The organism is Actinoplanes sp. NPDC023801 (assembly GCF_040639655.1).
Taxonomy (GTDB): Bacteria; Actinomycetota; Actinomycetes; order Mycobacteriales; family Micromonosporaceae; genus Actinoplanes.
Map to the genome: position 1 here is coordinate 52,097 of NZ_JBFAAI010000018.1, position 24,216 is coordinate 76,312.

General features: G+C 70.8%; 27 protein-coding genes and 1 pseudogene. 17 read left to right on the plus strand and 11 right to left on the minus strand.

The window, feature by feature from the left end; all coding sequences use genetic code 11:
- Window positions 1-229: 229 nt before the first annotated feature.
- A complete protein-coding gene (locus tag AB0G04_RS28515) occupies window positions 230-925 on the minus strand; it encodes a GAP family protein (RefSeq protein WP_360988558.1) in 696 nt (231 codons plus the stop codon).
- 118 nt (window positions 926-1,043) lie between these two features.
- Here AB0G04_RS28515 and AB0G04_RS28520 point away from each other — a divergent pair, with 118 nt between their 5' ends.
- Window positions 1,044-2,198, plus strand: a complete 1,155-nt coding sequence (locus AB0G04_RS28520; protein ID WP_360988560.1) for a histidine kinase — start codon at window positions 1,044-1,046, stop codon at window positions 2,196-2,198.
- Complete coding sequence (locus AB0G04_RS28525) at window positions 2,195-2,836, plus strand: response regulator transcription factor (protein ID WP_360988562.1); 642 nt, start codon at window positions 2,195-2,197, stop codon at window positions 2,834-2,836. Before AB0G04_RS28520 ends, AB0G04_RS28525 begins: the two co-directional genes overlap by 4 nt.
- A gap of 10 nt (window positions 2,837-2,846) precedes the next feature.
- On the opposite strand, the gene AB0G04_RS28530 is transcribed toward AB0G04_RS28525, so the two are convergent.
- Entirely contained in the window at window positions 2,847-3,506 is a 660-nt protein-coding gene (locus AB0G04_RS28530; RefSeq protein WP_360988564.1) for a pentapeptide repeat-containing protein, read from the minus strand.
- 42 nt (window positions 3,507-3,548) lie between these two features.
- Between AB0G04_RS28530 and AB0G04_RS28535 the strand changes: the two genes are divergently transcribed.
- Together AB0G04_RS28535 and purU are read left to right on the plus strand one after the other, a co-directional pair.
- On the plus strand, window positions 3,549-3,860 hold the full coding sequence (locus AB0G04_RS28535; RefSeq protein WP_360988566.1) for a MazG-like family protein: 312 nt from the start codon (window positions 3,549-3,551) through the stop codon (window positions 3,858-3,860).
- A gap of 258 nt (window positions 3,861-4,118) precedes the next feature.
- Window positions 4,119-5,024 (plus strand): formyltetrahydrofolate deformylase, encoded by a 906-nt coding sequence (purU, locus tag AB0G04_RS28540; RefSeq protein WP_360988568.1) that lies wholly within the window; start codon window positions 4,119-4,121, stop codon window positions 5,022-5,024.
- A 132-nt stretch (window positions 5,025-5,156) separates the two neighbouring features.
- Here the strand turns inward: purU and AB0G04_RS28545 are convergent, their stop codons facing one another.
- The 3 genes from AB0G04_RS28545 to AB0G04_RS28555 form a co-directional block, all read right to left on the minus strand.
- Window positions 5,157-6,104 (minus strand): hypothetical protein, encoded by a 948-nt coding sequence (locus tag AB0G04_RS28545; protein ID WP_360988570.1) that lies wholly within the window; start codon window positions 6,102-6,104, stop codon window positions 5,157-5,159.
- 85 nt (window positions 6,105-6,189) lie between these two features.
- Window positions 6,190-7,302: an aminotransferase class I/II-fold pyridoxal phosphate-dependent enzyme gene (locus tag AB0G04_RS28550; RefSeq protein WP_360988572.1), complete on the minus strand. Its 1,113-nt coding sequence runs from the start codon at window positions 7,300-7,302 to the stop codon at window positions 6,190-6,192.
- A gap of 9 nt (window positions 7,303-7,311) precedes the next feature.
- Window positions 7,312-7,710, minus strand: a complete 399-nt coding sequence (locus AB0G04_RS28555) for a hypothetical protein (RefSeq protein ID WP_360988574.1) — start codon at window positions 7,708-7,710, stop codon at window positions 7,312-7,314.
- Window positions 7,711-7,780: 70 nt separating this feature from the next.
- Between AB0G04_RS28555 and AB0G04_RS28560 the strand changes: the two genes are divergently transcribed.
- Together AB0G04_RS28560 and AB0G04_RS28565 are read left to right on the plus strand one after the other, a co-directional pair.
- Window positions 7,781-8,335 (plus strand): hypothetical protein, encoded by a 555-nt coding sequence (locus AB0G04_RS28560; RefSeq protein ID WP_360988576.1) that lies wholly within the window; start codon window positions 7,781-7,783, stop codon window positions 8,333-8,335.
- Window positions 8,332-8,676 (plus strand): transcriptional regulator, encoded by a 345-nt coding sequence (locus tag AB0G04_RS28565; protein ID WP_360988578.1) that lies wholly within the window; start codon window positions 8,332-8,334, stop codon window positions 8,674-8,676. The genes AB0G04_RS28560 and AB0G04_RS28565 overlap by 4 nt, the downstream gene beginning before the upstream one ends.
- 436 nt (window positions 8,677-9,112) lie before the next feature.
- On the opposite strand, the gene AB0G04_RS28570 is transcribed toward AB0G04_RS28565, so the two are convergent.
- Window positions 9,113-9,799: a DNA alkylation repair protein gene (locus tag AB0G04_RS28570; protein ID WP_360988580.1), complete on the minus strand. Its 687-nt coding sequence runs from the start codon at window positions 9,797-9,799 to the stop codon at window positions 9,113-9,115.
- Between the two features lie 150 nt (window positions 9,800-9,949).
- Window positions 9,950-10,777: an MFS transporter gene (locus AB0G04_RS28575; RefSeq protein ID WP_360988582.1), complete on the minus strand. Its 828-nt coding sequence runs from the start codon at window positions 10,775-10,777 to the stop codon at window positions 9,950-9,952.
- Window positions 10,778-10,851: 74 nt separating this feature from the next.
- On the opposite strand from AB0G04_RS28575, the pseudogene AB0G04_RS28580 reads away from it, so the two are divergent.
- From AB0G04_RS28580 to AB0G04_RS28595, 4 genes and pseudogenes are all read left to right on the plus strand, one after another.
- Window positions 10,852-11,052, plus strand: a pseudogene (locus AB0G04_RS28580) (LysR family transcriptional regulator); the annotation flags it as partial.
- A gap of 11 nt (window positions 11,053-11,063) precedes the next feature.
- On the plus strand, window positions 11,064-12,008 hold the full coding sequence (locus tag AB0G04_RS28585; RefSeq protein WP_360988583.1) for a serine hydrolase: 945 nt from the start codon (window positions 11,064-11,066) through the stop codon (window positions 12,006-12,008).
- A 123-nt stretch (window positions 12,009-12,131) separates the two neighbouring features.
- Window positions 12,132-13,436 (plus strand): radical SAM protein, encoded by a 1,305-nt coding sequence (locus AB0G04_RS28590; protein ID WP_360988585.1) that lies wholly within the window; start codon window positions 12,132-12,134, stop codon window positions 13,434-13,436.
- Window positions 13,433-14,728, plus strand: a complete 1,296-nt coding sequence (locus AB0G04_RS28595) for a M20/M25/M40 family metallo-hydrolase (RefSeq protein ID WP_360988587.1) — start codon at window positions 13,433-13,435, stop codon at window positions 14,726-14,728. The genes AB0G04_RS28590 and AB0G04_RS28595 overlap by 4 nt, the downstream gene beginning before the upstream one ends.
- Here the strand turns inward: AB0G04_RS28595 and AB0G04_RS28600 are convergent.
- Window positions 14,725-15,306 (minus strand): XRE family transcriptional regulator, encoded by a 582-nt coding sequence (locus AB0G04_RS28600; protein WP_360988589.1) that lies wholly within the window; start codon window positions 15,304-15,306, stop codon window positions 14,725-14,727. The two genes, AB0G04_RS28595 and AB0G04_RS28600, sit on opposite strands and share 4 nt — an antisense overlap.
- Before the next feature lie 127 nt (window positions 15,307-15,433).
- Between AB0G04_RS28600 and AB0G04_RS28605 the strand changes: the two genes are divergently transcribed.
- Together AB0G04_RS28605 and AB0G04_RS28610 are read left to right on the plus strand one after the other, a co-directional pair.
- Window positions 15,434-16,435 (plus strand): NAD(P)/FAD-dependent oxidoreductase, encoded by a 1,002-nt coding sequence (locus AB0G04_RS28605; RefSeq protein ID WP_360988591.1) that lies wholly within the window; start codon window positions 15,434-15,436, stop codon window positions 16,433-16,435.
- 87 nt (window positions 16,436-16,522) lie between these two features.
- Complete coding sequence (locus AB0G04_RS28610; RefSeq protein ID WP_360988593.1) at window positions 16,523-16,744, plus strand: hypothetical protein; 222 nt, start codon at window positions 16,523-16,525, stop codon at window positions 16,742-16,744.
- Between the two features lie 30 nt (window positions 16,745-16,774).
- Here AB0G04_RS28610 and AB0G04_RS28615 read toward each other — a convergent pair whose 3' ends face one another.
- Window positions 16,775-17,275: a DinB family protein gene (locus AB0G04_RS28615; protein ID WP_360988595.1), complete on the minus strand. Its 501-nt coding sequence runs from the start codon at window positions 17,273-17,275 to the stop codon at window positions 16,775-16,777.
- A gap of 77 nt (window positions 17,276-17,352) precedes the next feature.
- On the opposite strand from AB0G04_RS28615, the gene AB0G04_RS28620 reads away from it, so the two are divergent.
- Window positions 17,353-18,225, plus strand: coding sequence for a hypothetical protein (locus tag AB0G04_RS28620; protein WP_360988597.1), 873 nt, complete (start codon window positions 17,353-17,355; stop codon window positions 18,223-18,225).
- Here the strand turns inward: AB0G04_RS28620 and AB0G04_RS28625 are convergent.
- Window positions 18,213-18,812 (minus strand): hypothetical protein, encoded by a 600-nt coding sequence (locus AB0G04_RS28625; protein ID WP_360988599.1) that lies wholly within the window; start codon window positions 18,810-18,812, stop codon window positions 18,213-18,215. The genes AB0G04_RS28620 and AB0G04_RS28625 overlap by 13 nt on opposite strands.
- A 24-nt stretch (window positions 18,813-18,836) precedes the next feature.
- On the opposite strand from AB0G04_RS28625, the gene AB0G04_RS28630 reads away from it, so the two are divergent.
- The 4 genes from AB0G04_RS28630 (at window position 18,837) to AB0G04_RS28645 (ending at window position 23,550) form a co-directional block, all read left to right on the plus strand.
- The gene (locus tag AB0G04_RS28630; RefSeq protein ID WP_360988601.1) at window positions 18,837-19,505 is read left to right on the plus strand and encodes a DUF998 domain-containing protein; all 669 of its coding nucleotides are present in this window, start codon (window positions 18,837-18,839) and stop codon (window positions 19,503-19,505) included.
- A 359-nt stretch (window positions 19,506-19,864) separates the two neighbouring features.
- Window positions 19,865-20,086 carry an Ig-like domain-containing protein gene (locus AB0G04_RS28635; protein ID WP_360988603.1) on the plus strand — a complete coding sequence of 74 codons (222 nt, stop codon included), beginning with the start codon at window positions 19,865-19,867 and terminating at the stop codon, window positions 20,084-20,086.
- 459 nt (window positions 20,087-20,545) lie between these two features.
- A complete protein-coding gene (locus tag AB0G04_RS28640; protein ID WP_360988605.1) occupies window positions 20,546-22,087 on the plus strand; it encodes a serine/threonine-protein kinase in 1,542 nt (513 codons plus the stop codon).
- A gap of 182 nt (window positions 22,088-22,269) precedes the next feature.
- The gene (locus AB0G04_RS28645) at window positions 22,270-23,550 is read left to right on the plus strand and encodes an alpha/beta hydrolase (protein WP_360988607.1); all 1,281 of its coding nucleotides are present in this window, start codon (window positions 22,270-22,272) and stop codon (window positions 23,548-23,550) included.
- Here the strand turns inward: AB0G04_RS28645 and AB0G04_RS28650 are convergent.
- Window positions 23,531-24,199: an HAD hydrolase-like protein gene (locus AB0G04_RS28650; protein WP_360988609.1), complete on the minus strand. Its 669-nt coding sequence runs from the start codon at window positions 24,197-24,199 to the stop codon at window positions 23,531-23,533. The two genes, AB0G04_RS28645 and AB0G04_RS28650, sit on opposite strands and share 20 nt — an antisense overlap.
- Between the last annotated feature and the right edge of the window lie 17 nt (window positions 24,200-24,216).

Genomic DNA, 24,216 nt, shown 5'->3' on the forward strand with positions numbered 1-24,216 from the left:
TTCCCGGGGCTTCACGGAAAGGCGTCCGGCAATCACTCCGAGAAAGAATGCCAGCAGGATGAGGACGAGGGACTGGCCGACGAACCAGGCCACGTCAACCTCCGGAAACGCAGGGGAAACAACGGTCCCCCGCGCCCGCGGACCGCCACGACGTGATCATGGTATAGCGTCGCCGACCCCTTTACCAAAAGGGCTGGCGACGCCATCGTGTAATTGCGTGGCTACATTTTCAGGAGCCGAGTAGAGCCAGTTTCACGGCTGCGTCCCGGGCCAGCAGAAAACCGACGATGCCGACGATCCAGGCCATCGTCTCGCTGTTGGTCATCCACTCGCTGATCCGGGTCAGCACCGGCTCCAGACGCTTCCCGGCGGTCACCCGCACGGCCAGCAGCACCAGCGCCGGCACGATCATCAGCAGGCAGTAACCGGCAAGCGTCACGGCCGTCGTGGCGACCGGCAGGTGTGCCGTGGTGATCAGGCCGATCGCGGCGATGTACGGCAGCATCGTGCCCACCTCCACCGCGGCGGCCGTCAGCGCCAGCCCGGCCAGCGGCAGCATGCCACCCTCGTCGTTCAGGGCCCGCTCCCGCCACCGCCGCATGCCACCCCGGTCACCCGCCTTACGGTTACGGCCCATCACGAAGCTGTAGAAGAACAGCGCCACCCCGAGCACCAGCTGCGTCCACTGCACCGGGCGGGTGTTCAGCAACGCGGTGATCTGCGGGAGGACCGCGCCGGCCCCGAGCGTCACGGCCAGCCCCAGCGCGAAGTAGAACGTGGCGACCGTACCCAGGAAAAGAAGAATGCGACCGGAACGGACCGGCCCCGGATGCAGCAGAAGCCAGATGGGGATCAGCAGGGTCCCGAAACTGGTGGAGTCGATGAGCGCGAGAACGGCAAGTGCGGCGGCGAGGGCGGCGTCCATACCCGTCACGGTGGACGACCGGGCTCCCCGCGCGCGTCAGCCCAAGGAGGTGCGCCGGCCGGGCGCCTACAACTTTAGGCGGACGCCACGCTGATCGGCGGCATGATGGGATGACGGCGTGAACGTGCGGGAACGATGGCGGCACAGCACCCGCATGCAGGACCTCACCAGTCCGATCGCCAACTTCGGCATCGGCCTGGTGCTCAACGCCGTCGGCCTGACCGATGTCTGGGACATCCCGGAGCTCCTGCCCGGCCGGTCCGACTGGTGGCACAACCTGCCGCTGGCCGCCGGATGCCTGGCCCTGCTCGCCCGGCGCCGTCACCCGATGCTCGCCCTCGGCGCCGGGATCGCCGCGTTGCTGGCCGACCTGGCCCTCGGCGGCAGCGTCGCCTTCATCCTGGTGCTGTTCGACCTGCTCTTCTCGGTCGGCCGGTTCGCCTCGGCCCGGGCCCGCGCGACCGTGACCGCGGGCGTCTTCGTCCTGATCGGCACGGCGAGCGTGGTGGGCGGCCTGGCCGTCGGCGAGGTACGGGTCGCCGTGTTCATCTGCCTGCAGCTCACGTCGCTGCTGTTCGTGCCGCTCTGGTGGGCCGCCAACCTGCGCCAGCAGCACCGGCTCGGTGCCCTGGACGCTGAGCGCACCGCCCGCGAGGCGGTCGCCGCCGAACGTACCGCCATGGCCCGTGACCTGCACGACGTCATCGCCGCCCACCTGGCGACCACGGCGATGCACTCCGGTGCGGCCCTGGCCATGCCGGCCGACGAGAACCGGGACCGGGCCGCCCTGCGGGCCGTCCGGACCAGCAGTCTCGCCGCCCTCGAGGAGATGCGATCCATGATCCTGCTGCTGCGTGACGACACCGGGCGCAAGGAAGCCGCACTGCCCGGCGGCCTCGACCGGCTGCCCGACCTGGTCGCCGCCGCCACCGCGGGCGGCCTGCGGGTGCGGGTGCGCACCGGCGACGTCTCCGGCATTCCGGTGGTCGTCGCGCACACCGTCTACGGCATCGTCCGCGAAGCCCTCACCAACGCCGGCAAACATGCGCCCGGTTCCGAGGTCAGCCTCGACGTGCGACCCGCCGGCGACCGGATCACGGTCACCGTGACGAACACCCTGACCAGGTCGGATCTCGATCATCCGGCGCTGAGCGCGGGCACCGGGCTGTGGTCGATCCGGGAACGGGCCGCCCTGCTCGGCGGCGAGCTGACCGCCACCCGCGACGACGACCGCTGGACGGTCCACGCGAGCCTGCCGGCGAGCGCCGCATGATCCGGGTCCTGGTCGCCGACGACCACTCCGCCATCCGGGCCGGCATGCGGCTCATGCTGGAGCAGGCCGACGACATCGAGGTGGTCGGTGAGGCGGCTGACGGTGCGATCGCCGTACGGCAGGCCGCCGCGCTGCGACCGGACGTGGTGCTGATGGACATCCGGATGCCCGGGACCGACGGCATCCATGCCACCCGGGAGATCACCGCCGCCGGACTGGCCGAGGTGCTCATCCTGACCACGTTCGACCTCGACGAGTACCTGTTCGGCGCACTGCGCGCCGGGGCGGCCGGCTTCCTGCTCAAATCGGTCGAGCCCGCCGCGCTTGTCGACGCGGTGCGCCGGGTCGCCGCCGGGGACGGCTTCCTCGCACCCGAGGTGACCCGTCGCCTGCTCGCGGCCTTCGTCGCCACGCCGCCACCGGTCAGCACCACACCGCCCTCGCTCAGCGAGCTGACCGCGCGCGAGCTCGACGTACTGGCCGGGCTGGGCCGTGGGCTGTCCAACGCCGACCTGGCGGCCGAGCTGACCATCACCGAGGCCACCGCGAAGACCCACGTCTCCCGGGTACTCGCCAAACTCGGCTGCAGTTCCCGGGTGCAGGCCGCCATCCTGGCCCGGGAGGCGGGACTGTCCTGACTGACCGGCGTCAGCTGCTCACGACGATGCCGAGGGCGCCGGCCAGCACGTACGAGAGGCCGATCAGGTCGTCCGGGTGCACGATCGCGCCCGTCCAGCTGGTGATGCCGCCGATTCCGGTCAGCTCGCAGCGTTCGAACCGGGCGCCCTGCATGGTGGCCCCGCTGAACTGGGCACCGGTCAGGTCGCAGCCGGTGAACCGGGCGCCGCGCAGATCCGAGTTCGAGAAGTCCGCCCCGGACAGGTTGCAGCCGGTGACCGCCACCGCGTCGAACCGGGCCATCCGCCAGTTCGTCAGGTCCAGCCGGCCGTCGGTGAACGTCACGTCGCGCAGCAGGCCGCCGTTCCACGCCAGGCCGGTCATCCGGCAGCCGGAGACCGCGACCCGTTCCATCGTCGCGTTCTCGGCACGCAGGTTCGACCAGTCGCAGCGTTCCACCGCACAGTCGGTGAGCCGCACCTTCGGCAGCGTCGCGCCGGCCAGCCGGGCCGCCCGGAACCGGACCTGCCCGAACTCCACCGACTGCGCGAACACCCCGGACAGGTCGGCGTCGGCGAACAGCACCTTCTCGTGCAGATCCTCCGACTCGAGGTCGAACGGAACCTCCGGAAGCCCGTCCGGCACGATGGGCGGCCGAAGCCCCGACGACGACGCCCCGAACCGTGACATCCGGACACCCTACGTGACCCATCGACACCGACAGGACGGACCATGGACGACGAGATCTGGGCCGCCGCCCATCGCTGGCGCGAGCACCTCGATGCGCACAACGGCACCGACCCACTCGAGCTGACCTGCCGGATCATGAAGATCACCGAGGAGGCGGGCGAGGCGGCCCAGGCCTGGATCGGCGTGCTCGGCCAGAACCCGCGCAAGGGCGTCACCCACACCACCGGCGACGTGGTGGGCGAGCTGGCCGACGTGGCCTTCACGGCCCTCGTCGCCATCGCGAGCCTCGGTGCCGACCCGCGCCAGGCGGTCCACGACGTGGTCACCAAGGCCTCCGGTTACCTGCCCTCCTGAGAAACCCCTTCTCCGGGTACGGCCGGCGGTCCCGGGGTGACGGCCCGCCTCAGCCCGTGAGGCGCCTTGGGGCCGCGAGGGGCCGCCCGCGACGTGTGGTGGCCCCGTTACCGTCCCGATCCTGCGGAGCGGCGTAGCCGTACAAGATCGGGTGAGGCTTTTCCCGGAGGGTGAGCCGCGGAACGGGTCGTCGGCAGGATCGGGTTAGATTCCTAGACTTCGGTGACCTGTAGCCGACCATCGGAAGGATGCCCCGTCGTGACCCTGACCCAGCACGCCCCCGCGCCGCACGAGACGCACCCGAGCACGGGCGACCAGGCCGTGCTCATCGTGCACGGCCGGGACCGGACCGGGATCGTCGCGACCCTGAGCACCGTCCTGGGCCGGCACGGGGCCAACATCGTGTCGCTCGACCAGTACTCGGACAATCCGCAGGGTGGCGCGTTCTTCCAGCGGACCGTGTTCGGCCGGGCCGACCTGAAGGCGGCGCTCCCGGCGATCGAGGAAGATCTGCGTACCGAGCTGGCCAACGGGTTCGAACTCGAGTACACGCTGCGGGAACTGTCGGTCCCGAAGCGCGTGGCGATCTTCGCGTCCAAGGCCGACCACTGCCTGCTCGACCTGCTGTGGCGGCACCGCCGCGGCGAGCTGCCGATCAACATCAGCATGGTCATCTCGAACCACGCGCACACCGCCGACGAGGTCCGCTCGTTCGGCATCCCGTTCGTCCACGTGCCGTCGCAGGGCCCGGACAAGTCGGCCGCCGAGGCGCAGCACCTGCAGTTGCTGACCGGGAACGTCGACTTCATCGTGCTGGCCCGCTACATGCAGATCCTGTCCGGTGACTTCATCCAGAAGGTCGGCGTGCCGATCATCAACATTCACCACAGCTTCCTGCCGGCGTTCATCGGTGCCGATCCGTACGCGAAGGCGCAGCAGCGCGGCGTCAAGCTGGTCGGGGCGACCGCCCACTACGTCACTGAGGACCTCGACGAGGGCCCGATCATCGAGCAGGACGTCGTACGGGTGAACCACGCACACACCGTCGCCGAGCTGCGCCGGCGCGGCGCGGACGTGGAGCGGGCGGTGCTGTCCCGCGCCGTGCTGTGGCACGCCGAGGACCGTGTGATCCGCCACGGCAACCACACCATCGTCTTCCAGTAGGAACCCCCCAGCTGTCGCGTACCGCTGTCTCCCGCCCCTCGAGGCAGCGGTGACGTCCAGCTGGTCTTTCGAGGCTGCCTTGTACCGCTGTCTCGGGCGGGCTGAGGCAGCGGTGACGTCGAGCTGTGGGGGTCAGCGGCGCCACCAGTGGCGTCGGGCCGGTGGCAGCGCGCGGGCCAGGCCGGTCAGCAGCTCGTGCGGGTTGCGGATCGTCAGGTCCGGACGCCGGCCGATGTCGGTCATAGCCGCCGCCACCTGCTCGTCCGTCCCGACCTGGACGACCGCGTCGACCCCGTCGGCGTGGGCGTCGGCGAGCAGCAGCTTCGCCGTGTCGGCCAGGCGGTCGAGGTGGACGGCCTTGGCGGCGGCCAGGTCGTCGCGGGTCAGCACGACCGCCTGATGCGGCTCCGGCAGCAGCATCGCGGCCCGCTGCTGTACGCCGAGGCGGGCGCGGGCGCGTTCGATCTCGCGGGTCAGCCGCCAGTCGTCGGGGTCGGCCTCGGCGCCGCCGCGGCTGGCCGCGACCCGCAGCAGGGCCTCGTCGACCGTGGGCGCCCCGGGTGCGCGGACGGCGGCCGAGACCACGTGCTGCTCGCCGTCGACGAGGGTCAGCTCCGGCCAGGCGGCCCCGGCCACACAGACCAGCGTCAGCCGGCCGGCGGCCCGGGCGGCCGCGGCGACGGCGGTCGAGACGATTCGGGGACGGGGGAGCCCGGCGGTGGCGGCGGCCTGAGCGAGCCGGTCACGGGCGGGCCGGTCCCATTCCTGCGCGGTGACGACGGTGAGTGCGGCGGGGCGGCCGGTACGGTCGGCGACGTGGGACAGGACGGCGGCGACCACGGCCGGTGGGCCGCCGTGCCGTAGCAGGGTCATCGGGTCGGGCCGGTACGACTCGGGCTGGGCCAGCCCGGCGGTCAGAGCGGCGGTCCCGGCGGTGTAGACGCCGGAACCCTGGAACACTCCGCTGGGGGCGCGGGCTCGTCCGTCGAAGAGCGCGGGCTGTACGGCACCCCCGGACTCGTACACCGCGGTGACCCACCACGCGGCGATGTCGACGACCGCAAGATCCGTCGTTGGCATGTCCGGCAGTGTCCCAAATGGACGAACCTCTCGGCACTTCTTGTCCGGAATTTTCCACGCATAGTGATAGATCGGCGACGTGAGGTTAGTCTGGTCGGATCGTCTCGAGACGGCGCAGTATCTCCTCCATGACCGGGCGCGACGTGGCGAAGTTCAACCGGGCGAAACCGGCACCACCGGGACCGAAGTTCAGTCCCGGGCTGAGCATCACCTTGGCCTGGGTGAGGATCCGTGCCGCCGGGTCGTCACCGAGCTCGTGCAGGTCGAGCCAGGCCAGATAGGTGGCCTCCGGCAGCCGCGCCTCCGGGAAGGCCTCGGCGAGCAGGCGCCGGTTGCGGTTCAGCAGGCGGCGCACCTCGGCCAGCCACGGTTCCCCGTGCTGCCATGCGGCGAGCGTGCCGACGACCCCGAGTGTCCCGGGTTGTCCCAGCAGCATCGGCGGCAGCTCGTCCAGTACCGCGCGCACCCGGGGCGGCGCCACGTCGGCGACCGCGCAGCGTAGTCCCGCCAGGTTGAACGCCTTGCTCGCCGAGGTCAGCGTGACCGTGCGCTCCGGCGCCAGCGGGGCGAACGTGATGTGCCGGTGTGGTTCGTGGGTGAGATCGGCGTGGATCTCGTCCGCGATCACCAGCACGTCGTGTCGCTCGGCCAGGGCCGCGATCCCGGAGAGTTCGTCGTGGGTGAAGACACGGCCGGTCGGGTTGTGTGGATTGACCAGGATGAGTGCCTTGCAGCCGGCCATCGGCGCGGGATCGAAGGTCCAGCCGGAGCCGGAGGCGACCATCGGGAGCGGCACGAGACGCCGTCCCATGCGTTCGATCGTCTCCAGGAACGGTGGATAGGCCGGGGTGTGCATCGCCACCGCGTCGCCGGGAGCGGTGGTCACGTGCAGGATCGCCTGAAGCGCCTGGATGATCTCGGTGAAGATCCGGATGTGGCCGGGGTCGGGACGGTGACCGTAGCGGTCGGCGGTCCGTTTCACGTACGCGTCGATCAGGGGGTTGTCATGTTGATCGTCGTCCCAGGCCGGGTAGCCCAGGTCGCCGGCAGCCGCCGCGGTGAGGGCCTCCCGGACCGGGTCGGCGATCGGGAAGTCCATGTCGGCGACCCAGGCGGGGATCGCTCCGGCGGCGCCGGCCTGGACCCACTTCAGTCCGGGTCGTGCGGACAGATCGGACAGATCGAGTTCGTCCAGCATGCGACCAGGCTATGCCGGATCGGGCCGCCGCGCGTCGACGTAGAGTCCCGCTCCGGTGGCGATCGCGCCCGCGGCCTCCCACAGGGCGACGCTCAGGAACTCGCCCGGAGCCGCGCCGGTGGCCACCAGGGTGGTGAAGACGGTGAAGGTGAGCAGCCGGAACGGGATGGTGAACCGGAAGAACGGCCGCCACTCGGTGGCCATGGCGACCAGGTAGTACACGCCCATGTTGAGCGACGCCATCGACGACGCGGTGGCGAACACCCGGCCGTCGGTGCTCAGGGTCCCGAATCCGGCGCTGGTCGCCACGGTCTGCGGCGACACCAGCCCGATGATCCCGAAGAGCACCGCCATCACGCCGAAGACGGCGATCGTCCATCCCGCCAGTGAACGGGGCAAGATCCTCATCGGCCGACCTTAATACTTGCCCTCATTCACTCTGCATGACAGAGTTCTCTGCAGTGGAGAGGGGATAGCGATGGTCGCCTATGACGGAGCCGAGCTGGATCGGTTGCGGATGCGGGTGCGGGCCGCCCGCCGGGCGGGATCCGCCCCCATGCTCGTGTTCGGACTGACCACCCTGGCCTTCGCGGTCTACGACGGCCTGGTCGGTTACCACTTCGTGCCGATGCCGCTGTTCTGGCCGCTGTGCAGCCTGACCGCCCTGCTCCTGCTCTGGCCGATCGCACGGTGGCGGTCCCGTCGCAGCGGGGTCGGCGAGGGCCGGTTCACCTATCGGCTTGCCGCCGCCGGGCTGGTGACGCTGCTGGTCGCCGGCAACCTGCTCTGGTTTCTTCCGGTCCTGCGGATGCTGCTGTGGCCCGCGACCGTGCTGACCGTCCTGGCGGTGTGGCAGCACAACCGGCGGCTCGCGTGGTGGTCCGGCATCATCGGCGGCATGATGATCATGAACTGGTTCGCCGACCTGTTCCTGCTCAGCGGCCACTACGAACCGTTCTACATGGGCGCCGGCGGCGTCGGCCTGGCCCTGGCCGGGCTCGTCGAGCGCAACCACGAGCGGAGCCTCGATTGAACGAACCGGACCGCCACCCGGCCCTGGAACTCGACGACCGGGTGCACCAGAAGACCCGGCTCGCGCTGCTGACCGTGCTCGACGAGGCCGGCCGGGCCGACTTCCCCTACCTCAAGGCGTTGCTCGGACTCACCGACGGCAACCTCGGCCGCCATCTCGAGGCGCTCGCGTTGCAGGGTCTCGTCGAGATCCAGAAAGGCCACGAAGGCCGCCGGCCCCGCACGTGGGCGGCGATCACCGCCCTCGGCCGGGAGGCACTCGCCGCCGAGATGCGGGTGCTCGCCGCGCTGCTCCAGCGGTTCCGGGACAACCGCGACGGTCAGGAGCAGGCCGGCTCGTAACGCATGCCGGTGACATGGGCGGGCCACTCCGCCGCGGTCAGTCCACCCTGGCGCAGGCACGCCTCGGCCAGCGGGTCGCGCAACGTCATCGTCGCTGGGCAGGTTCCACAGTTCGGTGCCGGAGCGGCCGGTGACGGCCAGGAGCGTACGGTCGGCGGACAGTGTGACCGCGCCGATCCCGGCGATCCGCCTGCCGGGCCGTTGTGCCGCGCGGACCACCCGGTCGCTGCCGTCGCGGCCGTTCCACGTCACGATCTCCCGGTCCACCGTGACCCCCAACCGCCGCGCGCCTCCAGCGCCTGCACCCCGCCCCGCGCGGGAAGAACGGCGACCCGGGACGGTACGGCCGGGTCCGCCAGATCCCAGACGGTCAGCGCCGAATCCGTACCACCGTTGTCGCCGCCGCCTGCCGGGCCACCCCCCGTCGGCTCAGGGGTCAGGGCCGTCCCGCCGGAGCCGGTTCATGGCGGCGCACCATCTCGGCGATCCAGGTCGGCGCGTACGGCGACGTGCAGTTCGGTGGGGTCGGATAGTCCTTGAGGACCTCCAGGCGCTCGCCGATGCCGACGGCGCGGGCGCGCTGGTCGGCATGCGAGATGCCGATCTGGGCCAGGCAGTGGTTCATCGCCCACTGCAGCCGGTCCGGGGCGTCCTTCATCCGCTGCTCGATGACGTCGAGCAGCCCGCCGAGGTCGAGGCCCTCGGGTTTCTTCGCGACCCGTTCGGTGGTCAGCGCCCAGCCGGCGCTGGCGACGACGGGATCCGGGTCGGCAGCCCAGCGAAGGCGTAGTTCCTCGGCGTGCGGGCTCTTCTTCACCACGTAGTTGACCAGCCAGTCCTGCACCTTCGGGGTATGGGCCTCGCGAAGCATGGCGTCGAGCTCGTCACGGCTGAACGCTCGCGGGCGGCAGATCAGCAGCGCCAGCAGCCGGGCCGCGGAGTCGCCGGTCGCCCACAGTGCGGTCGCGAGATCCTGCTGCGTCTTGAGTCGCTTCGCGATCGCCCGTAGCGCGCCGAGGTTGACCCCGTGATCGTCGCCGTGCCGCTCGTTCACCGCGCGCGCCTTCGGGTCGTCCAGCGCGGCCAGTTCGGCCAGCACCCCGGCCACCGTCGTTTCCGTCACCGTTCGCCTCCGATCGGCCGGCTGCACGGTTTCCCCGCGCATCCCGGCTCGCGCTCCCTGACCAGCAAGTTACCGCCCACGTCAACAAAAAGCCGAAGGGCTGTCTTGGGCTCGGTGTGGCAGCGGCAGGGACCGGCCGCGGGGGCGGGATCAGCGGCGGATGAGGGCCGCCACCGCGGTCAGCATCGTCAGCAGGACCGCGGCGAACCAGGTCATCACCGTGACGTATAGGGCCGCCACACCGATGGCCAGCGCGGAGACGGCCAGCGCGACGTAGGCGATCAGGAAGATGCCGGCGAGCGCGGCGCCCCGGTCCTGCGCGGTCGCCAGCGCGGCGACCGTACCGATGCTCGCCTTGAAGAGGACGCCGGCGCCCGCGGCGGCGAGCAGACCGCCGATGAGGAAAACCGGCAGGCTGGCCAGATGCATGCCGGTGACCAGGATGACCGTGCCGGCTACCTGGGCGGCCAGGCCCAGTGCCGTCCTGGCCCGCGCGCTGAGCGCGGTGGTGAGGGTCTGCGCGGCGGCCGACCCGCCGAGCACCGCGAAGACGATCAACCCGGCGAGGGCGCGGGACGGCTGGTGCAGGGTGCCGGCGACGAAGCCGGGCGCGACCGAGGTGAAGAAGCCGAAGACCGAGAAGGCGGCGAACGCTCCCGTCGCGGCGGCCAGGTAGGCGGGGCCGCGGCCGGTGGTCACCCGTTGCGGCCGGTAACGGTACGTGCCGGCCGGACGCACCGTCTCCGGGGCCAGCGTGACTGCCGCGATGGCCGCGATCAGGAGAACCACGAAGACGGCGTACGGCGTACGCAATGGCGCCGTGACGAATTCGGCGAGCAGACCGGCGACCAGCGTGCCGAGCCCCAGCCCGCCGATGTTGGCGGCCGTCGACACCATCGCGAAGCGGGTTCCGGAGGCGCCCGGCCGGTCGGCGGCGTGCAGTTCGAGCAGGTGCGCGGTGGCCGCCGCGGTGATCATGCCGACGCCGAGGCCGGTGATGAACCGCGCCGTCAGCAGCAGCGGCAGCGAGTCCCCGCGCGGAGTACGTACGACATGGTCTCGGTGTTGCCCTTCTGCCGCGTTTCCTGGCTGTCGGCGCGGCGAGTATCGCGTCGATTCCGGTGACCGGGGCAAACCTGCGCTGGCCGCTGTCGCTGGCGGTCCCGGCCGGTCGCCCGCCCGGCGCCGCGGCCCGCGCGTTGATCTCCCTGACCGCCGATTACCTCCCCGGACCGGGCCGTCCGGTCGGTTAGAGTGAGCCGCCATGAGGTCGATACGGGTGTGGGTCCTCGCGACGGCGCTGACCGTCGCAGCGGGTGGAGGTGGCCTGGTGGTGGCGCACCTGAGCAGCGACGATCCCGCTCCGGCGTGGGCCGCTCCGGATTCCCCGCCGGCCGCGGCCGTCGTGCCGCCGTCCCCGGCTGCGTCCCCGCCATCGGCCGGGCCGACCGCCGCCCAGCTCACCGCCGCGGACGCCCAGCTCGCCGCGGATCGGGCGAAGAGCGTGAAGCAGTTGAACGCGGCTCTGAAGTCGGTCAAGGGCGACTTCTCCGTCGCCGTCCACGACCGGAGGGCCGGCCTGCGGTACGTCCATCGTGGCTCCGTCAAGTTCGACACCGCCAGCATCGTCAAGGTGCAGGTCCTGACGTGCATGCTGCTCAAGGCCCAGGACGCCGGCCGTGGGCCGACGTCCGCCGAGATGAAACTGGCCAGGCCGATGATCCGGCTGAGCGACAACAACGCGACCACCTCGCTCTACCAGAGGATCGGCGGCCGGACCGCGGTCACGAAGTGCAACAAGCGGCTCGGTCTCACCCAGACCGTCGTGAACAGCCGGTGGGGCCTGACCCGGACCACGGCCGCCGACCAGATCCGCCTGCTGGAGGAACTCGTCGACACGAGGGGCCCGCTGAACGCGTCCTCCCGCAAGACCGCCTTCACCCTGATGAACACCGTCGACAAGGCGCAGGACTGGGGTGTCCCGGTGGTCGCCAGGACCGGTGAGATCTTCACGGTCAAGAACGGCTGGGACACGCGTACGGCCGACGGCGGCCTCTGGGCGGTCAACACCATCGGCCGGATCACCTCGAAGAACGGCAAGGTGGACGTGTCCGTCGTCGTCCTGTCCCGTCGCAACAAGAACTATCGGAGCGGGATCGCCCTGGTCGAGAGGATCGCCGGGCTCACGCGCCAGCACCTGAGGTACTGACCGTGACCGTGCCTGGGACCTGGAGAAGTGCGCTGACCTGGGGTTTGGGTGATCCTGGACACGGCGGCCTGACTCCGGATGTAAGGGGCTGGGCGTGCTACGGTCCGTCGGGGAGGACGCAGCATGCAAAGGCGCACGGATCTCATCGAAGATCTGATGGGACGGTTCCCGCACATCCCGCGTGAGGCGGTGATCAAGGAAGACCTGCTGCGGGGCGGGCTGGCGTTCGACGACTCGGCGCTCACCGACAACGAGAACGGCGACGTGAAGCCGAAGTCCTACTTCATCTTCTCGTTCGACCACCGCACCCTGCCCGAGCTCGGCGAGGCGGCCCTGCGGCGGCCGCCGGAGGAGATCGTGCTCACCGGCGGGCCCTACGACCTGCGGCGCACGGTGGTGTCGGTGCGGATCAACCCGTCGTCGCCCTACCGGGTCAAGCCGGGCGAGGACGGGAAGTTGCAGCTCTTCCTCGACGACCGGCCGATCGGTGACGTCGGGCTGCCGCCGATGCCGGACTACTACCGGCACACGCTGGAGAACGGCAAGCAGGTGATGGAGGTCGCGCCCACCATTCAGTGGGGCTACCTCGTCTACCTCACCGTTTTCCGGGTCTGTCAGTATTTCGGCGCCAAAGAGGAATGCCAGTACTGCGACATCAACCACAACTGGCGTCAGCACAAGGCGGCCGGGCGGCCGTACACCGGTGTGAAGCCGGTCGACGAGGTGCTCGAGGCGCTCGCGATCATCGACAAGTACGACACCGCGAAGACGTCGCACGCCTACACCCTGACCGGTGGCAGTGTCACCAGCAAGGTCGACGGGCTGGCCGAGGCCGACTTCTACGGGCGGTATGCGCAGGCCATCGAGGAGCGCTTCCCGGGCCGGTGGATCGGCAAGGTCGTCGCGCAGGCGCTCCCCAAAGAGGACGTCCAGCGGTTCTACGACTACGGGATCCGCATCTACCACCCCAACTACGAGGTGTGGGACAAATACCTCTTCGAGCGTTACTGCCCCGGCAAGGAACGCTATGTCGGCCGGGAGGAATGGCACCGCCGCATCCTCACCTCGGCCGAGGTGTTCGGGCCGCGCAACGTGATCCCGAACTTCGTGGCCGGTATCGAGATGGCCGCACCGTTCGGTTTCACCACCGTGGACGAGGCGATCGCGTCGACCACCGAGGGCCTGCAATATTTCATGTCCCGGGGGATCACTCCGCGGTTCACCACCTGGTGCCCGGAGCCGACCACCCCGCTGGGCAAGATGAACCCGGAGGGCGCCCCGCTGGAGTACCACATCCGGCTCCTCGAGGCGTACCGCGCGACCATGGAGGCGAACGGGCTGTCCAGCCCGCCCGGCTACGGTCCGCCCGGCGCCGGCAACGCGGTCTTCTCGGTCAGCTCGTTCATGGACACGCTGCCGGCCGAATGATTGAGGCCTTCCTCGATCTGCTCCGCATCCCGACGATCTCCACCCGGGACGCGGCTGCCCGGGACGATGCCGCCTTCGACGCCTTCCACGAGGCGTTGAGGCGGCATTTCCCACGTCTGCACACGCTTCCGGTGGTGCGGGTGAGCAGTCACGGGTTGCTGTTCCACTGGGCCGGCACGTCGAGCGACAGACCGATGGTGCTGATGGCACACATCGACGTCGTTCCGGTCGAGGGCGGTTGGCGGCACCCACCCTTCGGGGCGGTCGTCGAGGACGGCGTCGTCTGGGGCCGTGGAACCCTCGACTGCAAGGGCAGCCTCACCGCGATCTGCCAGGCCGTCGAGGATCTGCTCGCCGCCGGGCACACCCCGCAGCAGGACGTGTGGCTGTCGTTCGGCTGCAACGAGGAGGTGGCCGGCGACGCGGCCCCACTTGCCGTCGAGGAACTGCGGCGACGCGGTGTCACCCCGTGGTTGGTGCTCGACGAGGGCGGCGCGGTCGCCTACGACGCGTTCCCCGGCGTGGACAAGCCGATCGCGGTCATCGGCGTCACCGAGAAAGGCGTCACCTCGCTCGAACTGCGCGTCGACGGCCGCGGCGGGCACGCGTCCACGCCCGCACCGCTCGGCCCGACCGCGCGCCTCGCGCGGGCCGTCACCCGCCTCGACCGCGCGCCGATGCGTGCGTCCGCGCCCGACGCCACCATGGAGCTCTTCCGCAGGGCGGCGCCACACGCCAGACCCGCGATGCGGTACGCGTTGAACACCGCCGTCCGCAGCCGCGCCCTGCTGACCCGCCTGCTGATCGCGGCCGGTCCCGAGACGGCGGCGATGGTCCGCACCACCGTCGCGGTGACGACCCTCAGCGGCTCCCCGGCACTGAACGTGGTCGCCGCCACGGCCACCGCCGGCGTGAACATCCGCATCCTGGTCGGCGACACCATGGAGGGCGTCATCCGGCACGTTAGCCGGGTGATCAAGGATCCGCAGGTACGGATCACCGTGATCGACGAGGGCGAGCCGTCCCCGTCGTCTCCGCTCGACGAGGCGTTCGACCTCATCGCCGCGGTGACCGCCGAACACTTCCCGGAAGCGGTGACCTCTCCGTACGTGATGATGGCCGCGACCGACGCCCGTCACTTCACGAAGATCAGCGAGCGGGTCTACCGGTTCACGCCGTTCGAGATGACGAGGAAACAGCGCGAGTCGATCCACGCGAGCGACGAGCACATCACCGTCGACGCCTACCTCAAGGGCGTCGCCTGGTACCGCATCCTGGTCGAACGCCTCTAGCCGGCCGTCGCGGGGCGTGCCCGGACGTGCATCCGCTCGCCCTGCCGTCCGAGAATGCTGATGATCTCGACCGGGTGTTCGCCGGTGCTCCCGAACCAGTGCGGCACCCGGGTGTCGAACTCAGCCGCCTCCCCGGCCGCGAGCGTGAAATCGTGGTCGCCGAGGACCAGCCGCAGCCGCCCGGAGAGCACGTACAGCCACTCGTAGCCTTCGTGCGTACGCGGATCCGGCTCGGTCTGATCAGCCGGAATGATCACCTTCCAGGCCTGCAGCGAGCCCGCATGCGGGGTCAGCGGCAGCACGATCCGCCCGTTCACCTTGCGGGGTGCCGGCCGGACCCGTGGGTCCGCGATCTGCGGCGCCCCGATCAGCTCGTCGATCGGCACCCGATGGGCCTGTGCGATCGGCAGCAGCAGCTCCAGGCTCGGTTTGCGCTGTCCGCTCTCCAGCCGCGACAGGGTGCTCTTGGAGATGCCGGTGACCTCGGCCAGCGCGGTCAGGGTGACGTTGCGGCGGGTGCGCAGGGCTCTCAGCCGGGGGCCGACCTCGGCGAGGGCGGCGGCGATCTCGTGTTCCACCAGGCCATTCGACCCGGCCGGCCCCGATCCGGCAACCAATGTTGCCGTTTCCGGGAAACCCGGCTGGTCTTCCCGGAAACGGCAACGTTCTTTGCGGTGCCCGCGAGGGCCGCGCAGCCTGGGCGGCATGAACGAATATGACGTCGTAGTGGTGGGCGGCGGCGCCGCCGGACTCAGCGCCGCACTGGTCCTGGCCCGTGCCCGGCGGCGGGTGGCGGTGATCGACGCGGGCCGCCCGCGCAATGCTCCGGCGGCACACATGCACGGATATCTGTCGCGTGACGGCATGCCGCCCGCCGACTTCCTCGCCGCCGGACGGGCCGAGATCATCGGGTACGGTGCGGAGCTGCTCGCCGACACCGTAACCGCGATCAACCCACGCTCACCGGTCCCGGCTGCCGTGCACGCGGCGGAGACGGGGTTGCGCACGGCTGCCGGGAACGCCGGGTTCCGCGTACGGCTCGCCTCCGGCCGGCTGGTCTCCGCCCGCCGGGTGCTCGTGGCGACCGGCCTGCGTGACGAGATCCCGGCGATCCCCGGCCTGGCCGAACGCTGGGGCCGCGACGTGCTGCACTGTCCGTACTGCCACGGGTACGAGGTACGGGATCGGCCGCTCGGCGTGCTCGGCGGCAGTCCCGAGACCGTTGCGCACGCTCTGCTGGTCCGTCAGTGGTCGGCCGACGTTACCTTCTTCGCCCACACCCACGACCTGAGCAACGACGAGCGTCAGCGTCTGGCCGTCCGCGGCATCCGCGTCGCCGAGGGCGTCGTGACCCGCCTGATCCTCGACGGCGACCGGTTCGCCGGCGTCGAGCTGGACCGGGCCAGCATCGTCGCGCCGCACGCCCTCTTCGTCCGCCCGCGGCTCGTGCCGAGCGACGGCCTGCTCACCGGGCTCGGCGCGGCCCTGATCGACGAGCGCACCGGACGCACCGGCGTGCCGGGCGTGTGGGCGGCCGGCAACGCGGTCGACCCCCGCGCACAGGTGATCACCGCGGCGGGTGCCGGCTCGGCGGCGGCCATCGACATCAACGCCGACCTCGTCGAGGAGGACGTACGTGACGCCCTCCCGTTCTCCGCGGCCCAGGAACGCCGGGTCGCCGCCATCGTCAACAGCCGTCCGCTCTGAGGGTCACCGCGGATCCGGACCGGGCGACGGCCGTCCCTCCACATCCCTTCAGCAGGCTCAACAGCATCGAGACCAGGAGTTATCGCCATGTCGAATGAATCGAACCGCCACCGTACCGCCGTCATGATCTGGATCGCCGTCTTCCCCACCCTGACCGTCCTGCAGTTGCTGCTCGGCGACCTGCTCCGGGACACGCCGGTGGTGCTGCGCACGTTCGTGCTGGCGACGATCGCGGTGCCGATCGTGGTTTACGGCCTGATGCCCCTTCTGCACCGTCTGCGGGCGCGGCTGATCACCCCGCGCGGCTGATCGGGACCACGGGCGGGGCTCACCTCGAGCTCAGCGCGGGCCCAGGCCGGTGCGCCCGTCGATCAGCTCGCGGGCGACATCGAGGTGGCCGGCGTGGCGGGCGGTCTCCTCGATCATGTGCAGGATGATCCGCCGCAGGTCGGTGGTCTGCTCCGCGAGCCACTCGACCTGATGCCGCCGCACCGGGGCCGCGTCCAGCGGCGTCGCGGCGATCCGCTCGTCGGACAGATCGCACATGCGGCGGTAGAAAGCGAGAACCACCTCGGCCGGCCGTGGCGTGGTGAGCGGTGGGCAGTCGCCGGGCCAGGGCAGCGGCTCGGCGGACCCGGTCAGCACGTCCTGGAACCAGTGCATCTCGGCGTGTCCCAGGTGCTCGATCAACCCGAGTGGCGTCCACCCCGAGGGCAGCACCGTGGTGTGCAGCGCCCGGTCGTCGAGCCCGTCGACGATCGCCACGGCGGCGCCCCGCTGATAGGTCAGGAACTCGTGCAGCACGGCTTTCTCGTTGTCGGAACCATCGATCCCCGTCATGGGAGTGCAGGCTAGCGGCACCCCCTGACATTTCCCGGCGATGCTTCGGGCCTCCCGGAGAAGGTAACCTTCCCGGCGTGAGGAGTCGTCGGTTCGCGCTGGTGCGGGCGGATCTCGAGAACGCGGTGTGCCCGCTGCCCGATGATCTCGCCGCCACGGTGGGGGAGCGGGAGTCGGTCACGGTCGTGCTCGATCACCGCTTGCGAGGCGTCACGCCCGCGCGGGAAACCTTCGAGGCGACAGCCGTACAGGATCCGGGGTGGCGGCTGCCGGGGATCGTCTGGCCTCCGGACGTGCGGCCGGGCGTGTTCGTGACGGTCGCCTGGCGGTCGTCGGAGGAGTATCTGACGGTGCGGACCACGGTCCTGGACGAGCCGATGCGAGTCGACGGCGTCGACTTCTATCACGACTACGACCCGAGGGTGGTGACCCGCGAGTTCGACCCGGGGGTCTCCAACCGTGGGCAGGTGCTCAACGCGGTGCGCCGGCTCGGGCGCGTCTTCGACGACGGCTCGGCCGCCTTCCCGGAGGCCGAGCTGCCCGCGCACTGCGGTCTGGGACGCGGCAAGAAGGGGATGTTCCTGCTGCGCAACGCCGTCGACCAGCTGCTGCGGGAGGGCTATGTCACGCGCGTGGCCGGCAGCACCGGCCCGGACGGCGCGCTCAACTATCCGGCCGTCGACGGTGAGGAGAGCCTGGACCTGCTGTTCTACGCCCCGCTCGTGGAGGAGGCCCCGCTGCCGGACGCCGCCGGTGGCGACCCGCACGGCGACGGCGGCAGCGGGCGGCGTGACCACTGGGTGAACGGGTTCGTCCGGCGCCTGCCACCCGGCGCCCACGCCTCGAAGAAGCAGCAGAACGTCCATCAGCAGGCCATCGAGAAGGAACAGATCGACGGTTTCACCCTGGAACCCGGGTACACCTTCGTGAAACGCCATCACCGCGGGTAATCGATCTCCGCGATGTCGTCGGCCAGGTATGCGACGGTCACGTCCGGGTTGAGCCGGCGCACCAGCGCGTCGCTGAGCGGCCGCAGGGCGAAGACCTCCCGGACCGCATCGAGGTCCACGTCCTCCTCGTAGTAGTCCTGGGCGAACTCCCGGTACGCCTCGGGCGTACCGTCGACGAGCAGTTCGAAGAGCCAGGTCACCCGGTCCAGCCCGCGGCCGTGCCAGCGGTCCCCGCCGGTCTCGCGCCACAGGCAGATGTTGGCGCCGCCGCTGAACGCCGGCTCCGTGACCTGGGCGGCGAAGACCCCGGGCACGTCGTCGAAGAGTCCCGGGCCGTGCGGGGCCTCGTGGTCGAGCCCGCGGATCCAGACGCCCGCCGGGGCGAACACGATCGAGTACTCGTCACCCGACCCGTTGCGCATCGACGCCATCTGCTCGCGCCGGTCCGGGTTCCACCCGGAGTCGAAGGAGTAGTACCTGTCCTCCCAGGCCGGACTCATGATCGCGTCGCACATGGCCAGCGCCTGCGAACGCCGTCGCAGTTGCTCCGCGCCGGGCAGGGCCGCGGAGATCTCAAGAACACTCACAGGATGATCGTGCACCCTTGGCGGATGAAAGCCGTAGCCGGCCTCGGTGTCGCGTGTGTCCTGGCGTCCCTGTCGCTGTACGCGGGCTTGCACGTGATGGGGCCCTCTGCCGACCTCGACTGGATGCGCCGCACCATCAGCCAGTACGCGCTGATGCCCAACGGCTGGATCTTCGACACCGCCACGCTGCTGCTCGCCGCCGGTTCGGCCGCGATCGTGGCCGCGCTGCTCCGCGCCGGTGCTCTGACCGGGGGAGCGGCGGCCGCGCTCGGCCTGTGGGTGGCGGGGCTGATCGGGGTGGTCTGGTTCGAGAAGCACAACTGGCAGGTGGGGCCGTCGGTGAGCGGCGACGTCCACCGGGTGGCGAGCGTCGTGGCCTTTCTGAGCCTGCCGGTCGGTGCCCTGCTCGCGGCCCGGCGGGGCGGCGGCCCGGCCCGCTGGGTGGCGGCCGGCGGCGTGGTCTCACTGCTCTGCTTCATGCCCATCCTGTGGGCGGTCCTGGCCGAACCGTGGACCGGGGTGCGCTGGTGGCAGGCCATCCCGCTGGGCGGTGTCGAACGGCTGCTCGGTCTCGCCGAGGTGATCACGGTTCTGCTGCTGGCCTGGTGGGCGTTCCGGAGTCGGCCGAACGGCCGGCCACTCGGTCCGAGATCTCCTGAACCGGACCGGCAGAACCACCCCACCATGTCCTGATCAGCCGGGTCATACCGGCTGATCAGCTGCCGCCGGAAATGTCGGACAAACGTACGTTCGAATGGTGCGGTATCGCACGATGACTGTAGTCGCGGCCCTCACCGCGGCATCCCTGACCGGAGTGGCCCCCGCCCATGCGGCGGCCACCAGCACCACCGTCACCATCGGCCTGCGCCCCGGCGTGCCGGCGGCCCAGACCGTCCGTGACCTGGACGCCGACCCGGCCGTCCGGGTCCTCGACAGCGACACCGCCCCCGTCCTCGGCGCCGTCACGGTCACCGTGACCGGCGACCCGGTCACGTCACTGGCGGCTGCTGCCCGGCTACGACTTCGTCAACGACGACGCCCTCCGGGGCACCGTGACGATCACCCCGTCGGTCCGCGACAACCACTCGGTCAAGCAGGTCAGAGCAGTGATCACCGCCGGCTCGAAGAAGATCACCCTGACCGCGTCCCGGTCACCGTGGACGATGCGATGGAAGCCCGGAACCCGCACCAGCACATACCCGCTCACCCTCACCGCGACCGACGCCGCCGGCAACGTCAGGACCATCAACACCAAGATCAAGGTCAACAACTGACTCTCGTACGGCTACGCGTACCCCATCCAGTCGGTGCCACCGACGACCGCCGCCTATTTCATCAGCGTCCGGCCGAAGCCGAAGCCGAAGCCGAAGCCGGAGTGGGAGCCGGAGTCGGAGTCGTGTTCCGTGCGGCAGCGTGGCGACCTGCGCCCGCCGGCGGGTGTAAGTCACCACGCGGTTGTTCCGGCCGGCAGCGTGGTGGCTTGAGGTCTGACGCGCACCACAGGTCACCACGTGCGTGGAGGACGCCGCTCGCCTCGGGCGGCACGTTCTGGAGCTGCCTCCGCTGACGGCGGTCGGCGACCGGAATGGCGATAGCCGAGACAGCCGAAAGCCCGTGGAGGGGACGGCGGGACGGCGGAGCGGGACGGCGATCCGGCGCGGGAAGGCGACGCGGAGAAATTGATGAGCGGGAGCGGGCTGCGGATCTTTCGATATCCCGGCAGACTGGCGTGAATGAGTATGACCGACGATGCGTACGGGCCCTCTCTGGAAGGTCTGGTCCTCGGCGGGCGCTACCGGCTGCAGCGGCAGATCGGCGCCGGTGGGATGGCGGTGGTCTGGCGGGCTCATGACGATGTGCTGGGCCGGGCCGTGGCGGTGAAGGTGGTCGCCCCGGGGCGGGCCTGGGACGCGCGTCTCCGGGAGCGGATCCGGCATGAGGCGCGGGCGGCCGCGGCGTTGTCGCATCCGAATGTCGCGCAGGTGCACGACTACGGCGAGATGGATCGGGCCGGGCGGGTCTTCCCGTACGTGGTGATGGAGCTCGTGCACGGCGGCACCCTGCTGGCGCGGCTCTCGGCGGGGCTGCCGCCGCCCGAGTTCGCGATGCGGATCGCCGCGGAAATCGCCGCGGCGCTGGCGGCGGCGCATGCCGAAGGTCTGGTGCACCGCGACATCAAGCCGGGCAATGTGATGCTCGCTCCGACCGGGGCGAAGGTGGTGGACTTCGGCATCGCCGCCGCGATCTCGCCGGGTGGCCCGGAGGAACCCGAGGACGACGTTCTCGGCACACCGGCCTACCTGGCGCCGGAGCGCCTGATCGGCGACGCGGTGGTGCCGGCCTCCGATGTGTACGCGCTCGGCGTGGTCCTCTACCGGATGCTGTCCGGCCGGTCACCGTGGAGCAGCGAGGACACCCGGCAGATGGTGGAGGCGCACCTTTACATCCCGCCTGCGCGGCTGTCGCCGATAGCGGGCGTGCCGGATTACGTGATCCGGCTCTGCGACCGCTGTCTGGCGAAGGACCCGGACCAGCGTCCGACCGCCGATGAGGCCGCCGAGGTGCTGGCCCGCGGCGCCGGGATCCGGGTAGTGAGTGACGAGCCGACCGGCGCGGTGCCCGTCCCGGCCGCCTCGCCTGAGCTGACCGTGCTGGTCCGCAGGAGGTCGGCACCGCCGAAGGCGAAGCGGCGGTGGCGTCCGGTGGCAGCCGTGGCGGCCGTGCTGGTGGCCGTGGGCGTCGGCGTGTGGGCGCTGATCCAGGGCCCGGAGCAGGTGGGCGGGGGCGCCGGTGTCGTCGCGGCCACTCCGGTGGCGTCGCCGGCCCTTCCGGCGCGCAGTGGGGCTGCTCCCGCCGGGCCTCGCGGAAGCGGGGGCCCGGACCGGTCGCGGCCGGTGCAGGTGGGAGAGAGCCCGCTGGTGACACCGTCGCGGGCGATCGCCCCGGGCCCCGCGGCGGCCTCGTCGGCGGCGGGGACGGCACCGGCCACGGTGGTGCCGACGACGGCCACGACGCCCGTGCCGACGAGGACGACGACGCCGCCGCCCGCGGCGGTGGAACGGACGTTCTCATCGGCGGGCGGGAAAGTGGTGGCGACCTGTCCGTCCCCGGAGACCGCCGAGTTGCTGTCGTGGAGTGCCACCCGGCCGTACCGGCTGGATTCGGTGGATCCAGGTCCGGCGTCCGCCCCGGCCGTGACGTTCCGGCAGGGCAGCCGGCTGGTGACCATGACGGTGACCTGCGACGGCGGGACCCCCTCGGCGGACGTTGCCTGATCCCGGCGGCGCTGACCGTGACGGCGGGAAGCCCCAAAGCGGACGCTGCCCAGTCCGGCGGCGCTGACGGGGACGGTGACTTGCGAGCGGCGGCACCCCGAGCTGGAGGTTGCCCGGTTCCGGCTCGGCCGAGATAATCGCACGGACCGTGCAATAATCACGACTGTCTATCGGGAGGGTCGATGGGGATTACTCGCCGAACTCTGATCGCACTACCCGGCGGCGTGGCTGTCGCCGCCGCCGTCACCACACCGGCCACCGCGGGCCGGGGCCGGCGGCCACGCCCGGCGATCTTCGTCCACGGCAGTGCCGGCTCGGCCATGCAGTTCCGGGTGCAGGCCAAGCGCCTGGCGAGCAACGGCTACCCGGCCGGGACCGTCGAGGCGCACGAGTACGACTCGCCGAACATCGTCGCGATCCTGCAGCAGGTGTGGGCCGGCCTCGACGCGCGGATCGAGCGGCTCCTCGCGCTGACCGGATCTGATCAGGTCGACCTGCTGGCGCACTCGCTCGGCACCTATGTGACGCAGGGTTATCTGAACAGTTCGCCGGAGCGGGCCGCCCGGGTCGCGCATTACGTCAACCTGGACGGCCGCCCGGCCACCGCGTTGCCGGGCGGGGTGCCGACCCTGGCGATCTGGGGCGAGGGTGACCCGGCGCGCACCGTCACCGGCGCGACCAATGTGTACTTCCCGGCGCAGTCGCACACCCAGACCGTCTCGTCGCCGGAGTCGTTCCGGGAGATCTTCCGCTTCCTGGCCGGGCGCGAACCGCACACCACCGAGGTCCGTCTCGCGCGTGTCGCGTACGTCTCCGGCAGGGCTGTTCTCTTTCCCAGCAATGCCGGGGTGACCGGCGCGGACCTGGAGATCTACCGGGTCAGCCCGCGGACCGGTCACCGCCGGGGCCGGCCGATTCGGACGACGGTCGGTGCCGACGGAGCATTCGGCCCGGTCGCGCTGGCACCGCACGAGCGGTACGAGTTCGCGCTCCTGCGGGACGGCCAGTCGGCGCACCACTTCTACTTCGAGCCGTTCCGCCGGTCCGACTCGTTCGTGCGGCTGCTGACCAGTCGTCCCGGCGAAGGGCTCGGCGGGCTCGTCGACACCGGCGACCGGCACACCGCGCTGACCTTCCAAAGGCAGAAGGAGTGGTGGGGCGGCGAGGGCGACCACCTGTGGATCAACGGGCAGGACATCCTGAACCCGGCCACCGCCCCGCACAACCGGCGGGTGATCGGCGTCTTCGCGTTCGACGACGACGTCGACGGGGTCAGCGACCTGTCCGCGCCGCTGCCCGAGTTCATCGCGCAGACGTTCATCTCGGGAGTGGACCTGTTCATTCCGGCGTCGGACCGCGGATCGGTACGGATCGTGGCCCAGGAACGTGGCGGCGGACGTACCGTGCTGCCGGTGCCGGCCTGGCCGTCGAGCGGGCACCGGATCAGCGTGGAATTCGGCTGAGGTCCTCCACCACGGCGACGACCTCGGGGAACGCGTTGACCGACGCGGTCACGTAACGGCCGTCGAAATCGCCGATGCTGCGGACACCGCTCTGCAGGCAGGCCACGAACGCCATCCCGGCGCCGCCGGCCGCGACCGCGTCACCGGGCGAGTCGCCGACGTAGACACACTGCGCCGGCGACAGCCCGGTGTGCGCGAGCAGCTCGTCGAACGCACGCGGGTCGGGTTTGCCGTACCGGGTGTTGTCGCGGTGCCAGATGCCGCTGATCCGTTCGGCGAGCACGTGATCAGGCTCCAGCATGTGGCGTACCTCCGGCCCGGTGCGGGAGGTCAGCAACATGACGGTACGCCCGGAGAGCACCAGTTCGTCGAGGGCGGCCAGGTTTTCCGGCGGGATCACGTCGAGCCGTCCCTCGGCGATGTAACGCTCCATCGTGGCCTGGAACAGCGGCGCGAACTCGCCGAGGTCGAGGCCCGGTGATCGTTTCGGCATCGCCTCGAGCAACGGCTCGCCCCAGGTCGCCAGGTGCACGGCACGCCGGATCGGCGGCCGCCCCATCGCGGCGAGCACCTCGTTCTCCAGTTCGAAGGACGACGCCTCGGTCATGCAGAGGGTGTCGTCCACATCGATGACGACTGCTTTGATCATCCCGCGAGATTACGCGG